Raw genomic sequence first — 20,851 nt, 5'->3', positions numbered from 1 at the left:
GAAACGTACCACAAAGAAAGATTTCTCACCTCTTCTTTTACAAAATACGTTTACAAAGAAAGAGAAGGTACCCCATTACGAGGTACCTCTTCTTATTTTAAAATATTTGCAATATATGTTTGAAGTTCTTCTACTTTTACTTCTTCAGACTCACCTGTAGCACGTACTTTCACTTCTACAATACCTTCGTCTGCTTTTTTACCAACTGTAACACGAACTGGAAGACCGAATAAATCTGCATCTGCAAATTTAACACCTGCACGTTCTGCACGATCGTCTAATAACACTTCATAGCCTTGTTCTTGTAATGAGTTGTAGATATTTTCACCCATTTCACGTTGTGCATCAGATTTCATATTTACTGGAATTACATGCACATGGAACGGTGCTACCGCTTTTGGCCAAACTAAGCCGTTCTCATCGTTAAATTGCTCTGCAATTGCTGCTACTGTACGAGATACACCGATACCGTAACAACCCATAATAAGTGGTTGTGTTTTTCCATTTTCATCTAGGAATGTTGCGTTCATTGCTTCACTATAACGAGTTCCTAATTTGAATACATGACCAACTTCAATTCCGCGTGCGAAAAGAATTGTTCCGTTTCCATCTGGAGATTGGTCTCCTTCTTGAATAAAGCGTAAATCTGTATATTGACTTACTTTAAAGTCACGTTCTGGATTTACATTTACATAATGGAACCCTTCTTCATTCGCTCCTGAACATCCGTTAACAATTGATGCTACAGCGTGATCAGCAATAATTTCGATATCACCTGTTACATTAATCGGTCCTAATGAACCAACTTCACAATTTAATAATGCTTTTACTTCTTCATGAGAAGCAAGCTCAACAACTGAAGCGCCGTATACATTTTTCACTTTCACATCGTTTACTTCGTGATCACCACGAACAAGTACAACTACTAATTTCTCATCTACTTTAAACACCATAGACTTAATGCACTTGTCAGCTGCAATGTTTAAGAATGCAGATACTTCTTCAATTGCTTTTTGGTCTGGTGTTGCTACTTTTTCAAGTGCTTTTTCTGCTTCGTCACTCTTCGTATACGTAGCTACAACAGGAGCCATTTCGATGTTTGCTGCATAATCAGATGTGTCAGAGTATGCAATTGTATCTTCACCAACATCAGATAATACCATAAATTCATGTGTATCTTTTCCGCCCATTGCTCCAGAATCAGCAATAACTGCACGGAAATTCAAGCCACAGCGAGCAAAAATGTTAGAGTATGCTTTATATAAGCGATCGTATACTTCATCTAAGCTCTCTTGTGTAGCATGGAAAGAGTATGCATCTTTCATTAGAAACTCTCTTCCACGTAATAAGCCGAAACGAGGTCTTTGCTCATCACGGAATTTTGTTTGAATTTGGTATAATGTTAACGGTAATTTTTTATATGATTTCACTTCATCACGCACAAGATCCGTAATTACTTCCTCATGTGTCGCTCCTAATGCGAATTCACGAGCGTTACGATCTTTCATACGCATTAATTCAGATCCGTAAGAATACCAACGACCTGATTCTTGCCATAATTCTGCAGCTTGCATAGCTGGCATTAATAATTCTACAGCTCCTGCGCGCTCCATTTCTTCTCGAACGATACGTTCTACTTTGTGTAATACTTTTAATCCAAATGGTAGAAAGCTATAAATACCAGAAGCATTTTGACGCATAAAACCTGCACGAAGTAATAGCTGATGACTCTTAATTTCAGCATCAGCTGGAACTTCACGTAATGTAGGACTGAATACCATACTTTGTTTCATTTATTTGCACCTCTTCATTTTACTCTTACACGCAGTAAAACCCCTCACCTCGAGTTAGGTGAGGGATTTTATTCTACGAGCTCTATTTCATTATAAGTTTCACTTTATTTTACAAGAAAAACTTACGAATGTCATTCCAAGTTACAACTAACATAAGTAACATTAATAATGCAAACCCAATAAAGTGAACCATTCCTTCTTTTTGGCGATCAATTGGTTTCCCTCGTAACGCTTCAATTAAGAAGAAGAATAAACGGCCACCATCTAAAGCAGGAACTGGTAATAAATTAAATAAACCAAGATTAATGCTTAGAACTGCAGCTAAACTTAGTACACGCGTAAACCCATAATCTACAACTTGATCTGTTAGATTATAAATTCCTACTGGACCTGACAACTCATTAATAGAAAATTGACCAGTTACTAATTTCACAAGAGACTCAAAAATTAGTTTCGTCCATTGGTACGTTTGTTCAAAACCTGATTTAATAGAACCCATCACTGTTTTCTCTACAGGAGAATAAACACCGATCCTACCAACTTCGTCTTTTCCTTCTTTATCGAGTGTTGGCGTTACTTTCACATTAAACTGTTCATTATCACGCTTTACTTGTAACGTAATTTCTTTATTTGGGTTTTCACGTACAATAGTAACAACATCTTTCCATGTACTTGTGTTTTTCCCATCAATAGCTTGAATTGTATCATTCTCTTTCAATCCAGCTTGCTGTGCTGCACTGTTATCCATCACTTTTCCGACCATTGGTTTGTCAATAGGGACCCCTTGTACAAATCCAAGAATCACAAAAATAACAAATGCTAAAATGAAGTTCATTGCAGGACCCGCAAAGATTGTTAAAGCGCGTTGCCCTAGTTTTTTCGAGCCAAATTGTCTATTATACGGGGCAATTTGAATTTCTTCCCCCGCAGTAATAATACGAGCCTTTTCATTCACTCGGAATGTTTGAAGCTCTTCCTCGTACTCTTCATAGCCCGAAATTGTTAAATTATGCTCCAAATCAGCTTGTTCGACTTCAATAACACGAACATTTGGATACTTTTCATATCCATCAAAAACTAATTTCACAACTTCGTCTTTTTCATTTAATACAAGGCCAACCTTTTTCCCAGGCTTTAACTCAACTGTGTCCGCATCCTCGCCAGCCATTCTTACATAGCCACCAAGGGGCAGTAATCGAATCGTATACACCGTTTCATTCTTTTCAAATGAGAATATTTTCGGACCAAAACCAATCGCAAACTCGCGGCATAAAATACCTGCTCTTTTTGCGAAATATAGATGCCCTAGCTCATGGAAAAATACGAGTGCACCGAAAATTAATATAAAGGCAATCGCTGTATTCAATTCCATAACCACCTTTGCTAAATTTGTTCCATCACAAACCGTCTTGTGGCCGCATCAATTTCCAAAATTTCCTCTAAGCTCGGTCGTGCAATGACATTGTGATGGTTCATTGCTTTTTCAATGAGGTCTTCCACTGTTAAGAAATCAATTCTCTTTTGTAAAAAGGCTTCAACAGCTACTTCATTCGCTGCGTTCATTACAGCTGGCATACTTCCACCTGCTTTTCCAGCTTCATACGCAAAACGTAAACAACGGAATCGTTCTTGGTCCATTTTCTCAAAATGCAACGTCCCTATTTCCCATAAGTTTAACTGTTTTGTGTCTGAAAGAGGCAATCTATCAGGATATGTAAGTGCGTATTGAATTGGTACTCGCATATCAGGTGAACCAAGCTGCGCCATTACACTACGATCTTCAAATTCAACCATAGAATGGATAATACTTTCTTTATGTAAAACAACATCGATTTGCTCATAAGGGATACCAAAAAGCCAATGTGCTTCAATTACTTCTAGTCCCTTATTCATCATTGTAGCAGAATCAATTGTAATTTTCGAACCCATTGACCAGTTTGGATGTCGAAGCGCATCTTCTACGGTCACACGATGCAATTCATCCCTCGTTTTATCGCGGAAACTTCCACCAGAAGCCGTTATAATAAGACGAGAAATTCTTTTTTCACTTTCACCATTCAAGCATTGAAAAATAGCCGAATGTTCACTATCAACTGGAAGTAACGAAACATTATGTTTTCGTGCTGCTTCCATTACAAGATGTCCTGCAGTTACTAACGTTTCTTTATTTGCAATTCCAATTGTTTTTTTCGCCTCAATTGCACGAAGTGTTGGTAACAACCCTACGCTACCTACAACAGCATTTACTACAATCTCCGCATCTGGATGTAATGCTACTTCTAAAAGTCCTTCACTACCATATACAATTTTTGTATTACCAGAAACAGATTGTAATTTTAAAACATCTTCCTCTCTTTGCACAGAGACGATTTGCGGAGAAAATTCTTGAATTACCTTTACTGCGTAGTCAATATTTTTCCCTACAGAAAAAGCAACGAGACGGAATTGGTCTGGGTGCGAGCGTAATACATCTAAAGTTTGTGTACCAATTGATCCGCTTGCACCTAATAAACTAATGTTTTTCATGACTCCAACCCCTCGTTCATTTATTAATTGTATTGTAATAAGAAGTAGAGAATTGGTAAAACGAATAACCAACTATCTGTTCGGTCTAATATACCACCATGCCCAGGTAAAATTGTACCTGAATCCTTTACGCCATAATGACGTTTAAAAGCAGATTGTACTAAATCACCAATTTGTCCAAAAATAGAAATGGTAATTGTCAGCACAATTAAAATTACTACATTCGATTCGACTGGGAAGAACACGTTGTAAACAAGTGCCACAATAATTCCACAAACGATGCCCCCTAATGAACCTTCAATCGTTTTATTTGGACTGATTTCTGGCCACAATTTTCTCTTGCCCAATGCTTTTCCTACGAAATATGCGCCTGAATCAGTAGCCCATATAACAAATAATGCGCAAAATACATATTTAATTCCTAATATTCTCGTTTCATTTAAATATAAGAATCCCATTGCCACATATGTCGTCGCCATCAGTAAAAATGAAGCATTATCAAAAGTAAATGTATTCTTAGAAAGGACTGTATATGATAAAAGTAATAAAACAATCACAAATGTGATTTCCAATTTACCTAATCCAATCCATGTAAACAGTTCTGATGCACTACTTGGAATTAAAAGAATCCACAATAATACTGCAGCTAAAACTGTCGGTACTGAAATAAGCGTAAGCTTATTCATACGAATTAATTCATATAAACCTATAGAAGCAAGTGCATACACTAAAACCGTAAAAGGCACGCCACCGTATATTACGATGGGAATGAATAGCGCGGCAGCAACCACTCCAGTAATAATTCTCTGTTTCACTACCAAACCCTCTCTTTCTACACGCCTCCGAATCTGCGCCCTCTATGTTGAAAGTCAGTAATCGCATTTAGCAAATGTTCTTCTTTGAAGTCTGGCCAATACACGTCTGTAAACCAAAACTCCGAATATGCAATTTGCCATAACATGAAATTACTAATACGTAGCTCTCCGCTTGTTCGGATTAACAACTCTGGATCAGGTAAAGAACTCGTCATTAAGTAGGAGGAAAGCATTTCTTCACTTACCTCTTCAGAACGAATTTTTCCTTCCTCATTATCTTTCATCATATGTTGCACAGCAGAAACGATTTCATCTCGACTTCCATAGTTTAACGCGAAATTAAGAATTAATCCCGTATTCTCTTTCGTATCTTCCATGGCTTTCTCCATCGCTCTGCGTGTATGCGTAGGAAGACGATCTTTTTGCCCTATTACTCGGACTTGTACGTTTTCTTCAATCAATTCTGGTAAAAATGTACCTAGAAATTCTTCTGGAAGCTTCATTAAATAATCAACTTCCTTTTTCGGTCTTTTCCAGTTCTCAGTTGAAAAAGCATAAAGAGTTAACACTTTCACATTAAGTTTACTTGCAAATTTTGTAATTTTCTTTACAACTTGCATACCTTCATGATGTCCCGCAATACGAGGCATTGCTCTCCTCTTTGCCCATCTTCCATTCCCATCCATAATGATGGCAATATGTTCTGGGATATATCCTTTTTTCACTTCTTCAACGAGATGATCAAACGATGTGTCCTTTTTACCTTTAAAAAAAGGAAAGTTTTTAAACATCATTCATACCCTCCAGCAAGCAGACGTATGCCTAAAAGTGTAAAAAGACCCCCTTAAGAAGAGGGTCATAATTGCGAAGTTATCGCTATTACACTTCCATGATTTCTTTTTCTTTGTTTTTTGCGATTTCGTCAACTTTTGCAATATATTTATCTGTTTCTTTTTGGATATCTTCAGTATATCCTCTTAAATCATCTTCTGTAATCTCGCCAGCTTTTTCAAGCTTCTTAAGATCATCATTTCCGTCACGACGTACGTTACGAACAGCAACTTTAGCTTCTTCAGCATATTTTTTCACAACTTTTACAAGATCACGACGACGTTCTTCTGTTAATGCAGGGAATGCAATACGAATTACAGTTCCATCATTAGAAGGATTTAAGCCTAAATCTGCTTTTAAAATTGCTTTTTCAATATCACCGATAGAAGTTTTATCATAAGGTTGAATTACTAGTAAACGCGCTTCTGGAACTGTAATGTTCGCTAATTGCACAACTGGTGTTGGTGCACCATAGTAATCAACTTGTACCTTATCTAATACAGACGCGTTTGCACGGCCAGCACGAACTGTTGCTAATTCACGAGAATAAGCAGCAACTGCTTTTTCCATTTTTTCATTTGAAGACTTCAATACTTGTTGTCCCATATTTATTTCCCCCTTACCACTGTTCCGATATTTTCGCCTAAAACGGCACGTTTAATATTACCTTTTTCCATAACTGAGAATACAATTAATGGAATATCATTATCCATACATAGAGAAGAAGCTGTAGAATCCATTACACCTAAACCTTCTTTTAATACGTCTAAGTAAGTAAGCGTTTCATATTTCGTAGCTGTTGGATCAATAGATGGATCCGCATTATATACACCATCTACATTGTTTTTCGCCATTAAAATTACATCTGCTTCAATTTCTGCCGCACGTAATGCTGCTGTTGTATCTGTAGAGAAATATGGGTTACCTGTACCTGCTGCAAAGATAACAACACGTTTTTTCTCTAAGTGACGAACTGCTTTACGACGAATGTAAGGTTCTGCAACTTGACGCATCTCAATTGAAGTTTGTACACGAGTTTGAATTCCGATATTCTCCAAGCTATCTTGAAGAGCTAATGAATTCATAACTGTCGCTAACATGCCCATGTAATCTGCCCCTGCACGATCCATGCCCATTTCACTTCCAATTTTCCCACGCCAAATGTTACCGCCACCAACAACAACAGCAACCTCTACATCAAGTTCTGCAATTTCTTTTACTTGTTCCGCAACTGACTTAATAACAGTTGGGTTAATTCCAAATCCTTGCTCTCCAGCTAAAGCTTCTCCACTTAGCTTTAAAACGACACGATTATATTTCGGTTTACTCATAATGAACCTCCAATTGCTTACATCTTTATTTTAAAAAAGGGAACACAATGTGTTCCCTAATCTGTATTAGTTGCTACCTTTTACTTGGTTCATTACTTCTTCAGCAAAGTTGTCTTCGCGTTTTTCGATACCTTCACCAACAGAGTAGCGAACGAATCCTTTTAATGTTCCGCCTTTAGACTCAACGAACTGACGAACTTTCATATCAGGGTTTTTAACGAATGCTTGGTCAAGTAAGCAAATCTCTTCGAAGAATTTGCCTAAACGGCCTTCAACCATTTTTGCAACGATTTTCTCAGGCTTGCCTTCGTTTAATGCTTGTTGTGTTAATACTTGACGCTCATGCTCAACTTCTTCAGCTGTTACAGCATCGCGGTCGATGTATTTAGGGTTAACTGCAGCGATGTGCATTGCAACATCTTTAGCAGCAGCTTCATCAGTAGAACCTTCAAGAACTGTTAATACACCAATGCGTCCACCCATGTGTAGGTAAGCGCCGAATGCATCTGCATCAGTTTTTGATACGATTTCGAAACGACGAAGTGTAAGTTTTTCACCAATTTTAGCGATTGCTTCGTTGATGTGCTCTTCAACTTTTTTACCGTTTTCCATTGTTTGAGCCATAGCTTCTTCAACGTTAGCTGGTTTGTTAGTTAATAAGTGAGCAGCTAATTCTTTAATTAGTGTTTGGAAACCTTCGTTTTTCGCAACGAAATCAGTTTCAGAGTTTAATTCTAAGATTAAAGCGTCGTTACCGTTTGTTTCGATGAAAGTTAAACCTTCAGCAGCAATGCGGTCAGCTTTTTTAGCAGCTTTCGCAATACCTTTTTCACGTAAGAAGTCAATTGCCTTCTCCATGTCGCCGTTAGTTTCTGTTAAAGCTTTTTTACAGTCCATCATACCTGCGCCAGTTTTTTCACGTAATTCTTTTACCATTTGAGCAGTGATTGCCATACTTTTCATCCTCCTAAAATATGTATTTATACCTTTTATAAAGGTGTTTATACCTTAAAAAAGGTGATAAAAGGCCGAACCCCTTATCACCTTTCCAACTTTGTTACGCAGTAACAGTTTCTTCACCTTGTTTTGCTTCAAGGATCGCGTCTGCCATTTTAGATGTAAGAAGTTTTACAGCACGAATTGCATCATCGTTTGCTGGGATAACGTGATCGATTTCGTCTGGATCACAGTTTGTATCAACGATACCGATGATTGGAATGTGTAATTTGCGTGCTTCAGCAACTGCAATACGCTCTTTACGAGGGTCTACTACGAATAATGCACTTGGAAGACCTTTCATATCTTTAATACCGCCTAAGAATTTCTCAAGACGCTCTAACTCTTTTTTAAGTTGAACAACTTCTTTCTTAGGAAGTACTTCGAAAGTACCATCTTCTTGCATTCTTTCGATGTCTTTAAGACGCTTGATACGCTTTTGGATTGTTTGGAAGTTTGTTAAAGTTCCGCCTAACCAACGTTGGTTAACGAAGTACATACCAGCACGAGTTGCTTCTTCTTTAATAGCTTCTTGTGCTTGTTTTTTAGTACCTACGAATAAGATGTCTCCGCCTTCAGCAGCGATGTCGCGCATCGTTCTGTAAGCTTCCTCAACTTTTTTCACAGTTTTTTGTAAGTCGATGATGTAGATACCGTTACGCTCTGTGAAAATGTAACGCTTCATTTTTGGGTTCCAACGACGAGTTTGATGTCCGAAATGAACACCAGCTTCAAGCAATTGCTTCATAGAAATTACTGACATAATATAGTTCCTCCTAAATGGTTTTTGATATCCTCCGTTTACTTCATCTCTAAGCGAAACTACAAACGTAGCACCAACACTTAAATCAGTAAACGTGTGTACTTTGTACTGACACCACTGCTTACTATATCATACTGAAATATTACAATCAAGTCGAAAATGCGAACAATGTAAAACTTTCTTTGTTCATACTCGAATTCTAGTATTACCAACCTTCATTTCTTTTAAGCAAAAAAATAAATACAATTAATAGTTTTCTCAGAAAACACGCTTATGACACTTTTCACAAGCACCATCTATCCATTGCACATAAAAAACTCTCCTCGATTGAGGAGAGTTTTTTACAAATTAGTTTGTTTTTAATTTAGCAAGTTCCTGTAGAAACTTGTCGTTTAGCACTTTAATGTATGTTCCTTTCATACCTAAAGAACGAGACTCAATAACACCAGCACTTTCTAATTTACGTAGTGCATTTACGATTACAGAACGAGTAATTCCTACGCGATCAGCAATTTTACTTGCAACAAGTAAACCTTCTGTTCCATTTAATTCTTCGAAGATGTGCTCAATCGCTTCTAACTCACTGTAAGATAATGAGCTGATCGCCATTTGAACAACAGCTTTACTACGTGCTTCCTCTTCGATTTCTTCTGCTTTTTCACGTAAGATTTCCATACCTACAACAGTTGAGCTGTACTCAGCAAGGATTAAATCATCATCTAAGAACTCTTGACCAAGACGAGCTAATACTAATGTCCCTAGACGCTCACCGCCACCAACGATTGGTACGATTGTAGTTAAACCTTGACCAAATAATTCTCTGTTTTCTACTGGGAATGCTGTGTAAGCACTGTTCACATCTAAGTTTGAAGATGTTTCTGTAATGTTGAATAAGCTTTGTGTATATTCTTCTGGGAATTGACGTTCTGCAAGCATTTGCTTCATGCGTTCGTTTTCGATTTGTTGGTGAATTGCATAACCTAGTAATTTACCACGACGGCTAACTACGAATACGTTTGCTTCGATTACTTCACACATTGTGTCAGACATTTCTCTAAAGTTTACAGGCTTCCCTGCTGCGCTCTGTAATAACGCATTTAATTTTCTCGTTTTTGCTAATAATTCCATTTCAAAAGTTCCTCCTACATGTTACTCACATATTTTTTCATCACTTGGAAACTAGGGCGAGTCACCTGATGACACTATTACAAAATAAACTGGCTCACATCTTTATTTTTAGCAATTGTTGCTAATTTCTCCTCAACGTATTGAGGTGTTATCGTTATTTTCTCTAACGTAATTTCAGATGCTTCAAACGATAAATCTTCAAGGAGCTTCTCCATAATTGTATGAAGTCTTCTTGCTCCAATATTATCTGTATCCTGATTAACTTGATAAGCAATCTCAGCAATCTTACGAATAGCTTCGTCTGAAAATTCAATTTCTATACCTTCAGTCGCTAATAATGCCATATATTGTTTAATTAACGCATTGTCAGGCTCGATTAGTATTTTAACAAAATCGTCTGTCGATAATTTTGTTAATTCTACTCGAATCGGAAATCTCCCTTGCAATTCCGGAATTAAATCCGACGGTTTAGACATATGGAACGCTCCAGCTGCAACGAATAAAATATAATCCGTTTTTACTGATCCGTATTTTGTCGCAACATTCGACCCTTCTACAATCGGCAAAATGTCACGTTGCACACCTTCACGTGATACATCTACGCTATTCGACTGCTTACCAGCAATTTTGTCAATTTCATCGATAAAAATAATCCCGAGCTGTTCAGCACGATAAACAGCCTCTTGTGTAACTTCATCCATATCAATTAAGCGCTGTGCCTCTTCATTTGTCAAGAGTTTTCTTGCTTCTTTTACAGAAAGTTTACGTTTTTTCGTTTTTTTCGGCATAAAACTTCCTAGCGCATCTTGGAAATTCATTCCCATTTGCTCCATGCCAGTTCCTTGTAACATATCAAACATGGAAGACTGTTGTTCAGTCACTTCAATCGATACAATTTCGTCTTCAAGAAGCCCTGCAGCAAGCTTTCTCTCCACATCATGACGCTTCTTTTCGATTTCAACATCTTCTTGTGTATCAGACGTTTGATTCGAATTTTGAGTACCTCCAAAAAGCATCTCTAATGGATTTTTGAATCCAGATTGTTTCTCTGGACTCGGTACTAAAATTTCAACAAGACGTTGATTCGCTTGCTCTTCGGCTTTATCTTGAACTTTCACTACCATTTCTTCTTTTACGATACGAACCGATGTTTCCACCAGGTCACGTACCATTGACTCTACATCTCTACCCACATATCCAACTTCTGTGAATTTTGTAGCCTCAACCTTAATAAAAGGTGCTCCAACGAGTTTCGCCATTCGTCGTGCTACCTCTGTTTTCCCAACACCTGTCGGTCCAATCATTAAGATATTTTTAGGTGCAATTTCGTCACGTAAATTTTCAGCTAATTTACTGCGACGATATCGATTTCTCAACGCTACAGCAACCGCTTTCTTTGCGTCTTTTTGACCGATGATGTATTGATCTAATTTTTCCACAATTTGGCGCGGAGTAAAATGTAAATGCATATAAAATGCCTCCCTTACGATTCTACAATTCTTCAACAATTATGTTGTGATTCGTATAAACACAAATATCGCCAGCAATCTCTAAACTCGCTTTCGCAATTTGCTTCGCTGTTAAGTGTTCACTTGCATATTGCTTTAAAGCACGACCTGCAGAAAGTGCATAATTCCCACCAGATCCAATTGCTAAAATACCATCATCCGGTTCAATCACTTCTCCTGTACCTGAAACAAGGAGCATAGTTGTTTTATCCATGACAATGAGCATTGCTTCTAGCTGACGTAACATTTTATCGCCACGCCATTGTTTAGCCATTTCAACAGCAGCACGCTGCAAGTTGCCATTATACTCTTCTAATTTCCCTTCAAACATTTCAAAAAGAGTAAATGCGTCAGCAACTGATCCTGCGAAACCAGCTAAAACTTTACCTTGGAAAAGTTTACGAACTTTACGAGCTGTATGTTTCATTACAACAGCATTTCCCATTGTCACTTGGCCATCTCCAGCCATTGCACATTCTCCATTATGATGAACTGCAAATATCGTTGTAGCGTGGAAATTTCCCATAGAAAAAACTCCTTTATTTGTTTTTATAGCTTTTAAAGCAATTTATGCCCGCGGGTGATGCTTCATGTAAACAGAACGCAATCTTTCTTTAGAGACATGCGTATAAATTTGTGTCGTCGACAAATTTTCATGGCCTAATAACTCCTGTACAGTACGTAAATCCGCCCCTTCATCTAGCATATGTGTAGCAAATGTATGCCTTAACATATGGGGACTTATCCGCATTGTCAGCGAAGCCTTTTTAATGAGTTCATTTAAAACATAACGAACTCCACGACTTGTTAGCGGTTTACCTTTCGCATTTAAAAATACCATATGAGAGTCTTCGTCAGTCTTATTAACTAACTGTTTTCTCCCATTCTCTATATAAGTAATTAAAGAATCTTGCGCATAGCTTCCGAACGGAATATACCTTTGTTTTTTTCCTTTTCCCATTACTAAAATTGTTCCCACCGCAAAGTCAATATCGGTAAGTTGTAAATTGACACATTCACTCACACGGATCCCAGTCGCATACATCAACTCTAACAAAGCTTGATTCCTTTGACCTAATGGTGTTTCCGTGTCAGAAACTTCAAATAATTCCTCTAACTCTTCAGCATATAAAAACTTTGGGATTGACAATTCTTTTTTGGGGAGTGACGCAAGTGCAAACGGATTATCCTTTCGATAACCTTCACGCATCAAAAAACGATATAAACTTCGTAAGCTTGATACTTTTCTTGCGACAGATTTACGGGCTAACTTCTCATCGTGCAACGTCGTTAAGTACAAACGAACATCCGCGTATGTAACGTCTAAAAAAGAGGATATGCCTTCTCGTTCCATAAATTGCACAAAATGTTCTAAATCATTTTGATAACTTGCAATTGTATATTTTGAATAATTTCTTTCAATTTGTAAATATCCAACGAATAATTGTAACAATTTCTTCACATTCACACAACTCACCTCAATAAAGGCTACTAAATCGTATCACAACTTAGTAGCCTTTGCAAGAAATTTAACTAAATATTTACAAAATTTCGAATCGTTTCTAAAGCGCGTGCTGCGTACGCTTCATTTCGTTCTGCTTTCTTTTTAATCTTCTTCTCTAACGGTGCAAATAGACCGAAGTTCGCATTCATCGGTTGGAAGTTTTTAGCGTTCGTTGCCGTAATGTAATTTGCCATGCTACCCATCGCAGTTACTGGCGGTAATACAACTGGCTCTTCACCTTGCACAAGACGCGCAGCATTAATTCCTGCTAATAATCCTGATGCTGCTGATTCAACATATCCCTCTACTCCAGTCATTTGACCAGCGAAGAATAAATCATCCCGTTGTTTATATTGATATGTTGGACGAAGCAAATTAGGTGAATTAATAAACGTATTACGATGCATTACACCATAACGTACAATCTCTGCATTTTCCAATCCTGGAATTAACTGTAGCACTTCTTTTTGCGGTCCCCACTTTAAATGTGTTTGGAAACCTACGATATTGTATAAAGTTCCCGCTGCATCATCTTGACGTAACTGAACAACAGCATATGGCGTTTTCCCTGTTTTTGGATCTTCCAATCCAACAGGTTTCATAGGTCCAAATACTAACGTCTGTCTCCCTCTACTTGCCATAACCTCTACTGGCATACAACCTTCAAAGAAAATTTCTTTTTCAAACTCTTTTAAAGGCACTGTCTCAGCAGCAATTAGAGCCTCATAAAAACGATCAAACTCTTCTTCTGTCATTGGGCAATTTAAATATGCAGCTTCACCTTTGTCATAACGCGATTTTAAATATACTTTATTCATGTCAATGCTGTCTTTTTCTACGATTGGGGCTGCAGCATCATAGAAGTAGAAATAATCTTCTCCTGTTAATTCTTTCAATTTTGCAGAAAGATCAGGAGATGTTAATGGACCTGTAGCAATAATTGTCGGTCCCTCTGGAATATCTGTAATTTCTTCATTCATTACAGTTACATTTGGATGGTTCTTTACGTATTCTGTTACTTTAGCTGCGAACTCATGACGGTCTACAGCTAAAGCGCCTCCAGCTGGTACAGAGCACTCATCCGCCGCACGAATAATTACAGAATCCATTAAGCGCATTTCCTCTTTAATAACTCCAACCGCATTTGTTAAAGTGTTTGCACGAAGTGAGTTACTACATACTAATTCAGCGAATTTATCTGTGTGATGAGCTGGCGTTTGCCTTACCGGTCTCATTTCATATAATCTAACTTGGACACCACGTTTTGCAATTTGGTAAGCTGCTTCACTTCCTGCAAGACCTGCGCCAATGACGTTTACTACTTGTGTTGTCATTTATATCACCTTTCCTTTTCTTCCCGAAAAAAATGTGAGCAGTTACGCTCACATTTGTTGTTCTTCTTCATAATCGCACGAAATACATTGTACTTGCACGCCTTTTTTCAACTTTTTCTCTACAAGCATGCCTTCGCACTTCGGACACTTACGACCAATTGGCTTATCCCAAGATACAAAGTCGCATTCCGGATACGTACCGCACCCATAGAAAAGACGTTTCTTTTTATTACTACGGCGTTCAATAATTTGACCCTTATCACACTTCGGACAAGTAACACCGATTTCTTTCACAATCGGCTTTGTATTACGACAATCTGGGAAATTCGAGCAAGCCATAAATTTCCCGTATTTACCCATTTTAAAGACCATTGGGTGATTACATAGTTCACAATCTTCCCCAGCTGGTTCATCTTTAATTTCCACTTCACGCATTTCTTTTTCCGCTTTTTCTAAACGCGGTTCAAAACCTACGTAGAAATCATCAACAATTTTTACCCAATTCGCATTTCCTTCTTCTACTTCATCAAGGCTTTGCTCCATATTGGCAGTAAATTCAATGTTAATAATTTCTGGGAAAAACTCTAAAATAAGTTCAATTACTATTTCACCAAGTTCAGTCGGAACGAAGCGTTTATTATCCAAGCCTACATACCCACGCTTTTGAATCGTTTCAAGTGTAGGTACATATGTCGACGGTCTTCCAATTCCAAGTTCTTCAAGTGTTCTTACTAGGCGAGCCTCTGTATAGCGCGGAGGAGGTTGTGTAAAATGTTGCTTTGGTTCTAAATCCTTTGAAAATACAGTTTCCCCTACTTCTAAAGGCGGCAACATCTTATCCTTTTCTTCAGCACCATCATCTTTTGACTCTACATACACTTTCATAAATCCTGGGAACTTTACAACCGATCCACTTGCACGGAACTGAACATTGTTATTAATGAGTCTCGCTGTCACAGTATCCATTATAGCAGACGCCATTTGACTTGCAACAAATCGCTCCCAAATCAATTTATATAATCGAAGTTGATCACGACCTAAGAAACTTTTTAGTTCCTCTGGCTTTCTCATTACCGAAGTAGGACGAATTGCCTCATGCGCATCTTGTGCATTTGACTTTTTCGTTTCTTTCTTCTTTTCTGTTCCTATGTATTCCGTACCATACGCTTCAGTGATGTAAGTACGAGCCTCTGTTTGAGCTGTTTCTGAGATACGTGTTGAATCAGTTCTCATATACGTAATAAGACCTACAGTTCCTTGTTTTCCAAGATCTATCCCTTCATACAATTGCTGTGCAAGCATCATTGTTTTCTTTGCTCGCATGTTTAACTTACGGGCTGCTTCTTGTTGCAAGGAAGATGTTGTAAACGGTAATGCAGGGTTACGTTTTCGCTCTTTGCGCGTTACATTTTCAACTGAAAACGCATTCTCTTTCATCTGTTCAATTATTTCATTCACTTGCGTTTCATTTGTTAATTGAACTTTTTCACCATCTACACCGTAAAAGCTTGCTTCAAATGTGTCTTTTCCTTTTACAAATTCTGTTTTAATTGTCCAGAATTCTTCAGGTTCAAAGTTTTGAATTTCCCTTTCACGCTCGATGATTAAACGAACTGCTACAGATTGTACACGTCCTGCACTTAATCCTTTTTTTACTTTCTTCCATAATAAAGGACTAATATTGTAACCAACAAGACGATCAAGTATACGTCTTGCTTGTTGTGCATCCACTAAATCCATATTGATTGCACGAGGATGTTTAAATGATTCTTTGATTGCATCTTTCGTAATCTCATTAAACACAACCCGACAATCTGATTCAACGTCCACATTTAACGTATTCGCTAAATGCCAAGCAATCGCTTCCCCTTCACGGTCTGGATCGGCCGCGAGATAGACTTTCTTTGCTTTTTTGGCCGCTGATTTTAAATCTTTTAAGACGGGACCTTTACCACGAATGGTAATATACTTCGGGGTGAAGTTGTTCTTTACTTCTATCCCCATTTGACTTTTTGGCAAATCGCGAACATGTCCCATAGACGCGACAACTTTGTATTTTTTCCCTAAATATTTCTCAATGGTCTTCGCCTTAGAAGGCGACTCCACGATTACGAGGTAATCTGACATGCTAGTGCCTCCTTAAGAGGTGGATTCAAGTCTTCATTAATCTTATTGATTTCTCTTGTTTTTGTCAATCAAGAATGAATATACCATACAGTGCCAATCTACCATTTGTCAATAATTGTTTAATAAAAACATAAAAATATAAGGTTAATTTAAAATCTCTTCCAAGATATCTTCTGCATTTCTTACTAGTTTTGCTCCTTGCTGAATAAGATGATTCGTTCCCGATGCCCCCTCTATAAATATAGGTCCAGGAAGCGCAAATACCTCTCTACTTTGCTCTAACGCAAGGTCCGCAGTAATAAGTGTTCCACTTCTCGATTTCGCTTCTACAACTAAAACACCTTTACTTATACCACTAATAATCCGGTTTCTTTTTGGAAAATACCATTTTTTCGGTGCATAGTGCGGCGGATACTCTGTCAATAACAATATATATTCCTTCCACATTTCATATAAAGGTCTATTTTCTTTCGGATACATAAAAGACAATCCATGCCCTAATATCGCAATAGTCGGGCAATGATGCCTTACTGTAATCTCATGAGACATTGTATCTATCCCTTTTGCAAACCCACTGACAATAAGCCACTCTCTTTCTAATAAAGGGTGTAAAATAAACTTCAAACTCTCATGACCATATAATGATGGTTCTCTCGTTCCAACAACTGCTAATTTATTTACTTTATTCAGGAAATCTTTCTCTCCTTTTCCATATAAAACGAAGGGAGGATCTTGTATTTCACGTAATAATTGCGGATAATTTTCATCCCATATCGTTATATAAAAAATACGATTTTTCTCTAAATAAGATATATATTGCGGAAGATTTGAACTTTGAAGAAATTTTACTAGTTCTGAAGATTTTTTCGAGGATATTCCAGTGTAGTGTTCCATTTGTTTTTCGTTAAAATTATATATGTTCTCTAATTCTGGATCGACATATAGTAGCCTCTCCATCGCTTTCCAATAATCTGCTAGCAAGTAATGAAGATGTAATAATCTCTCTCTTTTCATCTTGATTCTCCTTACCCATAATTTTTATTATGTAAACAGAAAAAGTCTAAAAAGACACCCTCAAGTAAGAAGGTGTCTTTCAACAGATTAATAGTTTTTACAAGTCTCAAATAAACCTTTTTCTTTTAAAACAGAGATTAGCGTTTCTCCCATAACTGCTGGAGTTTCAGCTACTTTAATGCCACAAGCTTCCATTGTTTTAATCTTTTCAGCAGCAGTTCCTTTACCGCCAGAAATGATTGCACCAGCATGGCCCATACGTTTGCCAGCAGGCGCTGTTTGACCACCAATGAAGCCTACAACAGGTTTTGTCATATTAGCTTTTACCCATTCAGCTGCCTCTTCTTCTGCTGTACCGCCGATTTCACCAATCATAATTACAGCATGTGTTTCTTCATCTTCATTAAATGCTTTTAAAGCATCAATAAAGTCTGTACCGTTAACAGGGTCTCCGCCGATACCTACAGCAGTAGATTGGCCAATACCTTCTTGTGTTAACTGATGTACAGCTTCATACGTTAATGTACCAGAGCGAGATACGATACCAACATGACCTTTTTTATGAATATATCCTGGCATAATACCAATCTTACATTCATCCGGTGTGATTACACCTGGGCAGTTTGGTCCAAGTAAACGTGTATGTTTACCCGCCATATATCTCTTTACGTTTACCATATCTAATACAGGAATCCCTTCAGTAATACATACTACTAAATCAATTTCTGCATCAACAGCTTCCATAATTGCATCTGCCGCAAAAGCGGGTGGAACGTATACAACTGAAGCGTTTGCCCCTGTTGCTTTCACTGCATCTTCTACTGTATCAAATACTGGTACACCTTCAATATCAGTGCCGCCCTTACCTGGTGTTACACCACCGACAATTTTCGTGCCGTATTCAATCATTTGTTTTGTATGGAATAAACCTTGAGAACCTGTAATACCTTGAACAATAACTTTTGTATCTTTATTAACTAATACGCTCATTTTTCTCCCCCGCTTTCTATTAGCCCACTAGTGAAACAATTTTTTGTGCACCGTCTGCCATAGATTCTGCTGCAACAATATTTAAGCCAGACTCATTTAAAATTTTCTTACCTAGTTCTACGTTTGTACCTTCAAGACGTACAACTAAAGGTAACTCAAGACCTACTTGTTTCGTTGCTTCAATAACACCTTCTGCAATAACATCACACTTCATAATGCCACCAAAAATGTTAACGAAGATACCTTTTACATTTTTGTCAGAAAGGATAATTTTGAATGCTTCTGTAACTTTTTCTGCAGTTGCACCGCCACCAACATCTAAGAAGTTAGCTGGGTCACCGTGGTAATGTTTAATGATATCCATTGTAGCCATCGCTAAACCTGCACCATTAACCATACAACCGATATTTCCATCTAAAGGAATGTAGTTTAAGTCGTATTTTGAAGCTTCAATTTCTTTTGAATCCTCTTCATCAAGATCACGAAGCTCTAAAATGTCTTTATGGCGATATAATGCATTAGAATCAAAGTTTAATTTTGCATCTAATGCCATAACTTTACCTTCACCTGTTGTAACAAGTGGGTTAATCTCAGCGATAGAGCAATCTTTTTCGATAAACGCACGGTATAAGCCCATCATAAACTTCACAGCTTGTCCTACAAGCTCTTTTGGAATATTGATGTTAAATGCGATTCGGCGCGCTTGGAAACCTTGTAAGCCTACTGCTGGATCAATATATTCTTTAAAGATTTTTTCAGGTGTTTTTTCTGCTACTTCTTCAATTTCTGTTCCGCCTTCTTCAGACGCCATTAAAACAACTTGAGAAGTTGCACGATCTAAAACTAGACCTACATAATATTCTTTTTTAATATCGCAACCTTCTTCGATAAGTAAGCGTTTTACTTCCTTACCTTCAGGACCTGTTTGATGTGTCACAAGTGTAGTTCCTAAAATGCTTTCTGCATATGTACGAACTTCATCTAAATTTTTTGCAACTTTTACTCCGCCAGCTTTGCCGCGTCCACCAGCGTGAATTTGTGCTTTCACTACACATACATCTGTTCCTAATTCTTTCGCCGCTTCTACAGCTTCTTCTACTGTAAATGCAACCTTCCCGTTCGGAACGCTAACCCCATAGCTTCTAAGGACTGCCTTACCTTGGTACTCATGGATATTCATGGTCCCATCCTCCCCTGTTTTCCTGTTTTACTCGAAAAGTTTTTTAATGTTTAAAAAACATTACATTGCCATTGTATAAGATGATTGGCACGCTGTCTACAATAAAGTGTCAGAAAACTGAAATCGCTTTATTCTTTTTCGGAAATAGTAATGTTTATATGCCAAAATAAAAAAATAAGCTGTATATTTACAGCTTATTTTTGAATCATATCTTTAATTGGCGCGAATGACTTTCGGTGTTCATCTAATACTCCATGCACTTGAATTGCCTCTAAATGTTGCTTTGTGCCATATCCCATATGTTGCTCAAATCCATATTGAGGATACTTCTCTCCCAGTTCTTTCATCATACGATCTCTCGTTACTTTTGCGATAATGGATGCGGCTGAAATCGAAACACTTTTCGCATCACCTTTAATAATTGATGTTTGCGGAATTGGTGTAGGAAGTTTCATCGCATCAATTAATAAATGTTGGGGTGTACAAGATAAATTCGCAACTGCATCTAACATCGCTTGTTTCGTTGCTTGGTAAATATTAATGTCATCAATAACTTCTGGTGATACAATTCCTACTCCAATTGCAATTGCTTGTACTTTTATTTCATCATAAAAACGCTCACGTTTCGCTTCACTCAACTTTTTCGAATCATTTAACCCTGGAATATAAAAATCCTCAGGAAGAACGACAGCTGCCGTCACAACAGGCCCAGCCAATGGCCCGCGCCCTACTTCATCAATACCCGCGATATATGTGACCCCTTTTTCACGCAAAGCATTTTCATACTTGGACATTTCAAAAAACTTCTCTTTTTCTTTCTGTTCTAACTCTTTTTGTTTATACCACTTCAAAACGAGCTTTTGAACACCTTTTCGATCATCTTTCATTAACAGTTGAAAGCGATCATCTTCTTCATTCATAATTTCTTTCAATACATTTTCCGCTTCTTTTATCGTCATAGTTTGCATTTATACAAGCTCCTTTTTAAACATATCCAAAAAGAAAAGACGC

At 37.6% G+C, this 20,851-nt stretch carries 19 protein-coding genes; all 19 read right to left on the bottom strand.

Translation table 11 applies throughout. From position 1 onward, the window contains the following. Window positions 1-92: 92 nt before the first annotated feature. Window positions 93-1,793: a proline--tRNA ligase gene (locus tag ACTFRY_RS05385; protein ID WP_000814299.1), complete on the bottom strand. Its 1,701-nt coding sequence runs from the start codon at window positions 1,791-1,793 to the stop codon at window positions 93-95. Between the two features lie 109 nt (window positions 1,794-1,902). Further along, complete coding sequence (gene rseP / locus ACTFRY_RS05380; protein ID WP_001090243.1) at window positions 1,903-3,159, bottom strand: RIP metalloprotease RseP; 1,257 nt, start codon at window positions 3,157-3,159, stop codon at window positions 1,903-1,905. A 17-nt stretch (window positions 3,160-3,176) separates the two neighbouring features. Next, a complete protein-coding gene (dxr, locus tag ACTFRY_RS05375; RefSeq protein WP_000790378.1) occupies window positions 3,177-4,319 on the bottom strand; it encodes a 1-deoxy-D-xylulose-5-phosphate reductoisomerase in 1,143 nt (380 codons plus the stop codon). Window positions 4,320-4,342: 23 nt separating this feature from the next. Beyond that, entirely contained in the window at window positions 4,343-5,134 is a 792-nt protein-coding gene (cdsA, locus tag ACTFRY_RS05370) for a phosphatidate cytidylyltransferase (protein ID WP_044795354.1), read from the bottom strand. Between the two features lie 17 nt (window positions 5,135-5,151). Then, window positions 5,152-5,928 carry an isoprenyl transferase gene (uppS, locus tag ACTFRY_RS05365; protein ID WP_000971296.1) on the bottom strand — a complete coding sequence of 259 codons (777 nt, stop codon included), beginning with the start codon at window positions 5,926-5,928 and terminating at the stop codon, window positions 5,152-5,154. Window positions 5,929-6,013: 85 nt separating this feature from the next. Then, window positions 6,014-6,571, bottom strand: a complete 558-nt coding sequence (gene frr, locus ACTFRY_RS05360) for a ribosome recycling factor (protein ID WP_000531501.1) — start codon at window positions 6,569-6,571, stop codon at window positions 6,014-6,016. Between the two features lie 2 nt (window positions 6,572-6,573). Further along, on the bottom strand, window positions 6,574-7,296 hold the full coding sequence (gene pyrH, locus ACTFRY_RS05355; protein ID WP_000042668.1) for a UMP kinase: 723 nt from the start codon (window positions 7,294-7,296) through the stop codon (window positions 6,574-6,576). A 66-nt stretch (window positions 7,297-7,362) separates the two neighbouring features. Beyond that, complete coding sequence (tsf, locus tag ACTFRY_RS05350; RefSeq protein ID WP_440032184.1) at window positions 7,363-8,250, bottom strand: translation elongation factor Ts; 888 nt, start codon at window positions 8,248-8,250, stop codon at window positions 7,363-7,365. A 103-nt stretch (window positions 8,251-8,353) separates the two neighbouring features. Continuing rightward, entirely contained in the window at window positions 8,354-9,055 is a 702-nt protein-coding gene (gene rpsB / locus ACTFRY_RS05345) for a 30S ribosomal protein S2 (protein ID WP_000111485.1), read from the bottom strand. Window positions 9,056-9,403: 348 nt separating this feature from the next. Continuing rightward, window positions 9,404-10,183 (bottom strand): GTP-sensing pleiotropic transcriptional regulator CodY, encoded by a 780-nt coding sequence (gene codY / locus ACTFRY_RS05340; protein WP_000421290.1) that lies wholly within the window; start codon window positions 10,181-10,183, stop codon window positions 9,404-9,406. A 77-nt stretch (window positions 10,184-10,260) separates the two neighbouring features. Further along, window positions 10,261-11,652: an ATP-dependent protease ATPase subunit HslU gene (gene hslU, locus ACTFRY_RS05335; RefSeq protein WP_016118541.1), complete on the bottom strand. Its 1,392-nt coding sequence runs from the start codon at window positions 11,650-11,652 to the stop codon at window positions 10,261-10,263. A 22-nt stretch (window positions 11,653-11,674) separates the two neighbouring features. Beyond that, window positions 11,675-12,217 carry an ATP-dependent protease proteolytic subunit HslV gene (gene hslV / locus ACTFRY_RS05330; protein WP_000526272.1) on the bottom strand — a complete coding sequence of 181 codons (543 nt, stop codon included), beginning with the start codon at window positions 12,215-12,217 and terminating at the stop codon, window positions 11,675-11,677. A 42-nt stretch (window positions 12,218-12,259) separates the two neighbouring features. Next, window positions 12,260-13,159, bottom strand: coding sequence for a tyrosine recombinase XerC (gene xerC / locus ACTFRY_RS05325; RefSeq protein WP_001101241.1), 900 nt, complete (start codon window positions 13,157-13,159; stop codon window positions 12,260-12,262). A 65-nt stretch (window positions 13,160-13,224) separates the two neighbouring features. After that, window positions 13,225-14,529, bottom strand: a complete 1,305-nt coding sequence (trmFO, locus tag ACTFRY_RS05320) for an FADH(2)-oxidizing methylenetetrahydrofolate--tRNA-(uracil(54)-C(5))-methyltransferase TrmFO (RefSeq protein ID WP_000213002.1) — start codon at window positions 14,527-14,529, stop codon at window positions 13,225-13,227. Window positions 14,530-14,577: 48 nt separating this feature from the next. After that, entirely contained in the window at window positions 14,578-16,656 is a 2,079-nt protein-coding gene (gene topA, locus ACTFRY_RS05315; RefSeq protein ID WP_001286964.1) for a type I DNA topoisomerase, read from the bottom strand. A 144-nt stretch (window positions 16,657-16,800) separates the two neighbouring features. Continuing rightward, window positions 16,801-17,670 (bottom strand): DNA-processing protein DprA, encoded by an 870-nt coding sequence (gene dprA, locus ACTFRY_RS05310; RefSeq protein ID WP_000818039.1) that lies wholly within the window; start codon window positions 17,668-17,670, stop codon window positions 16,801-16,803. Between the two features lie 87 nt (window positions 17,671-17,757). Further along, on the bottom strand, window positions 17,758-18,660 hold the full coding sequence (gene sucD, locus ACTFRY_RS05305; protein WP_000115178.1) for a succinate--CoA ligase subunit alpha: 903 nt from the start codon (window positions 18,658-18,660) through the stop codon (window positions 17,758-17,760). Between the two features lie 19 nt (window positions 18,661-18,679). Further along, entirely contained in the window at window positions 18,680-19,840 is a 1,161-nt protein-coding gene (gene sucC / locus ACTFRY_RS05300; RefSeq protein ID WP_001020791.1) for an ADP-forming succinate--CoA ligase subunit beta, read from the bottom strand. A 194-nt stretch (window positions 19,841-20,034) separates the two neighbouring features. Next, window positions 20,035-20,808, bottom strand: coding sequence for a ribonuclease HII (locus ACTFRY_RS05295; protein ID WP_001194262.1), 774 nt, complete (start codon window positions 20,806-20,808; stop codon window positions 20,035-20,037). Window positions 20,809-20,851 lie beyond the last annotated feature (43 nt).

The sequence above is a fragment of the Bacillus cereus group sp. MYBK195-1 genome (assembly GCF_051916605.1).
Classification (GTDB): domain Bacteria; phylum Bacillota; class Bacilli; order Bacillales; family Bacillaceae_G; genus Bacillus_A; species Bacillus_A cereus.
This window is presented reverse-complemented; position numbering and strand designations above follow the sequence as displayed.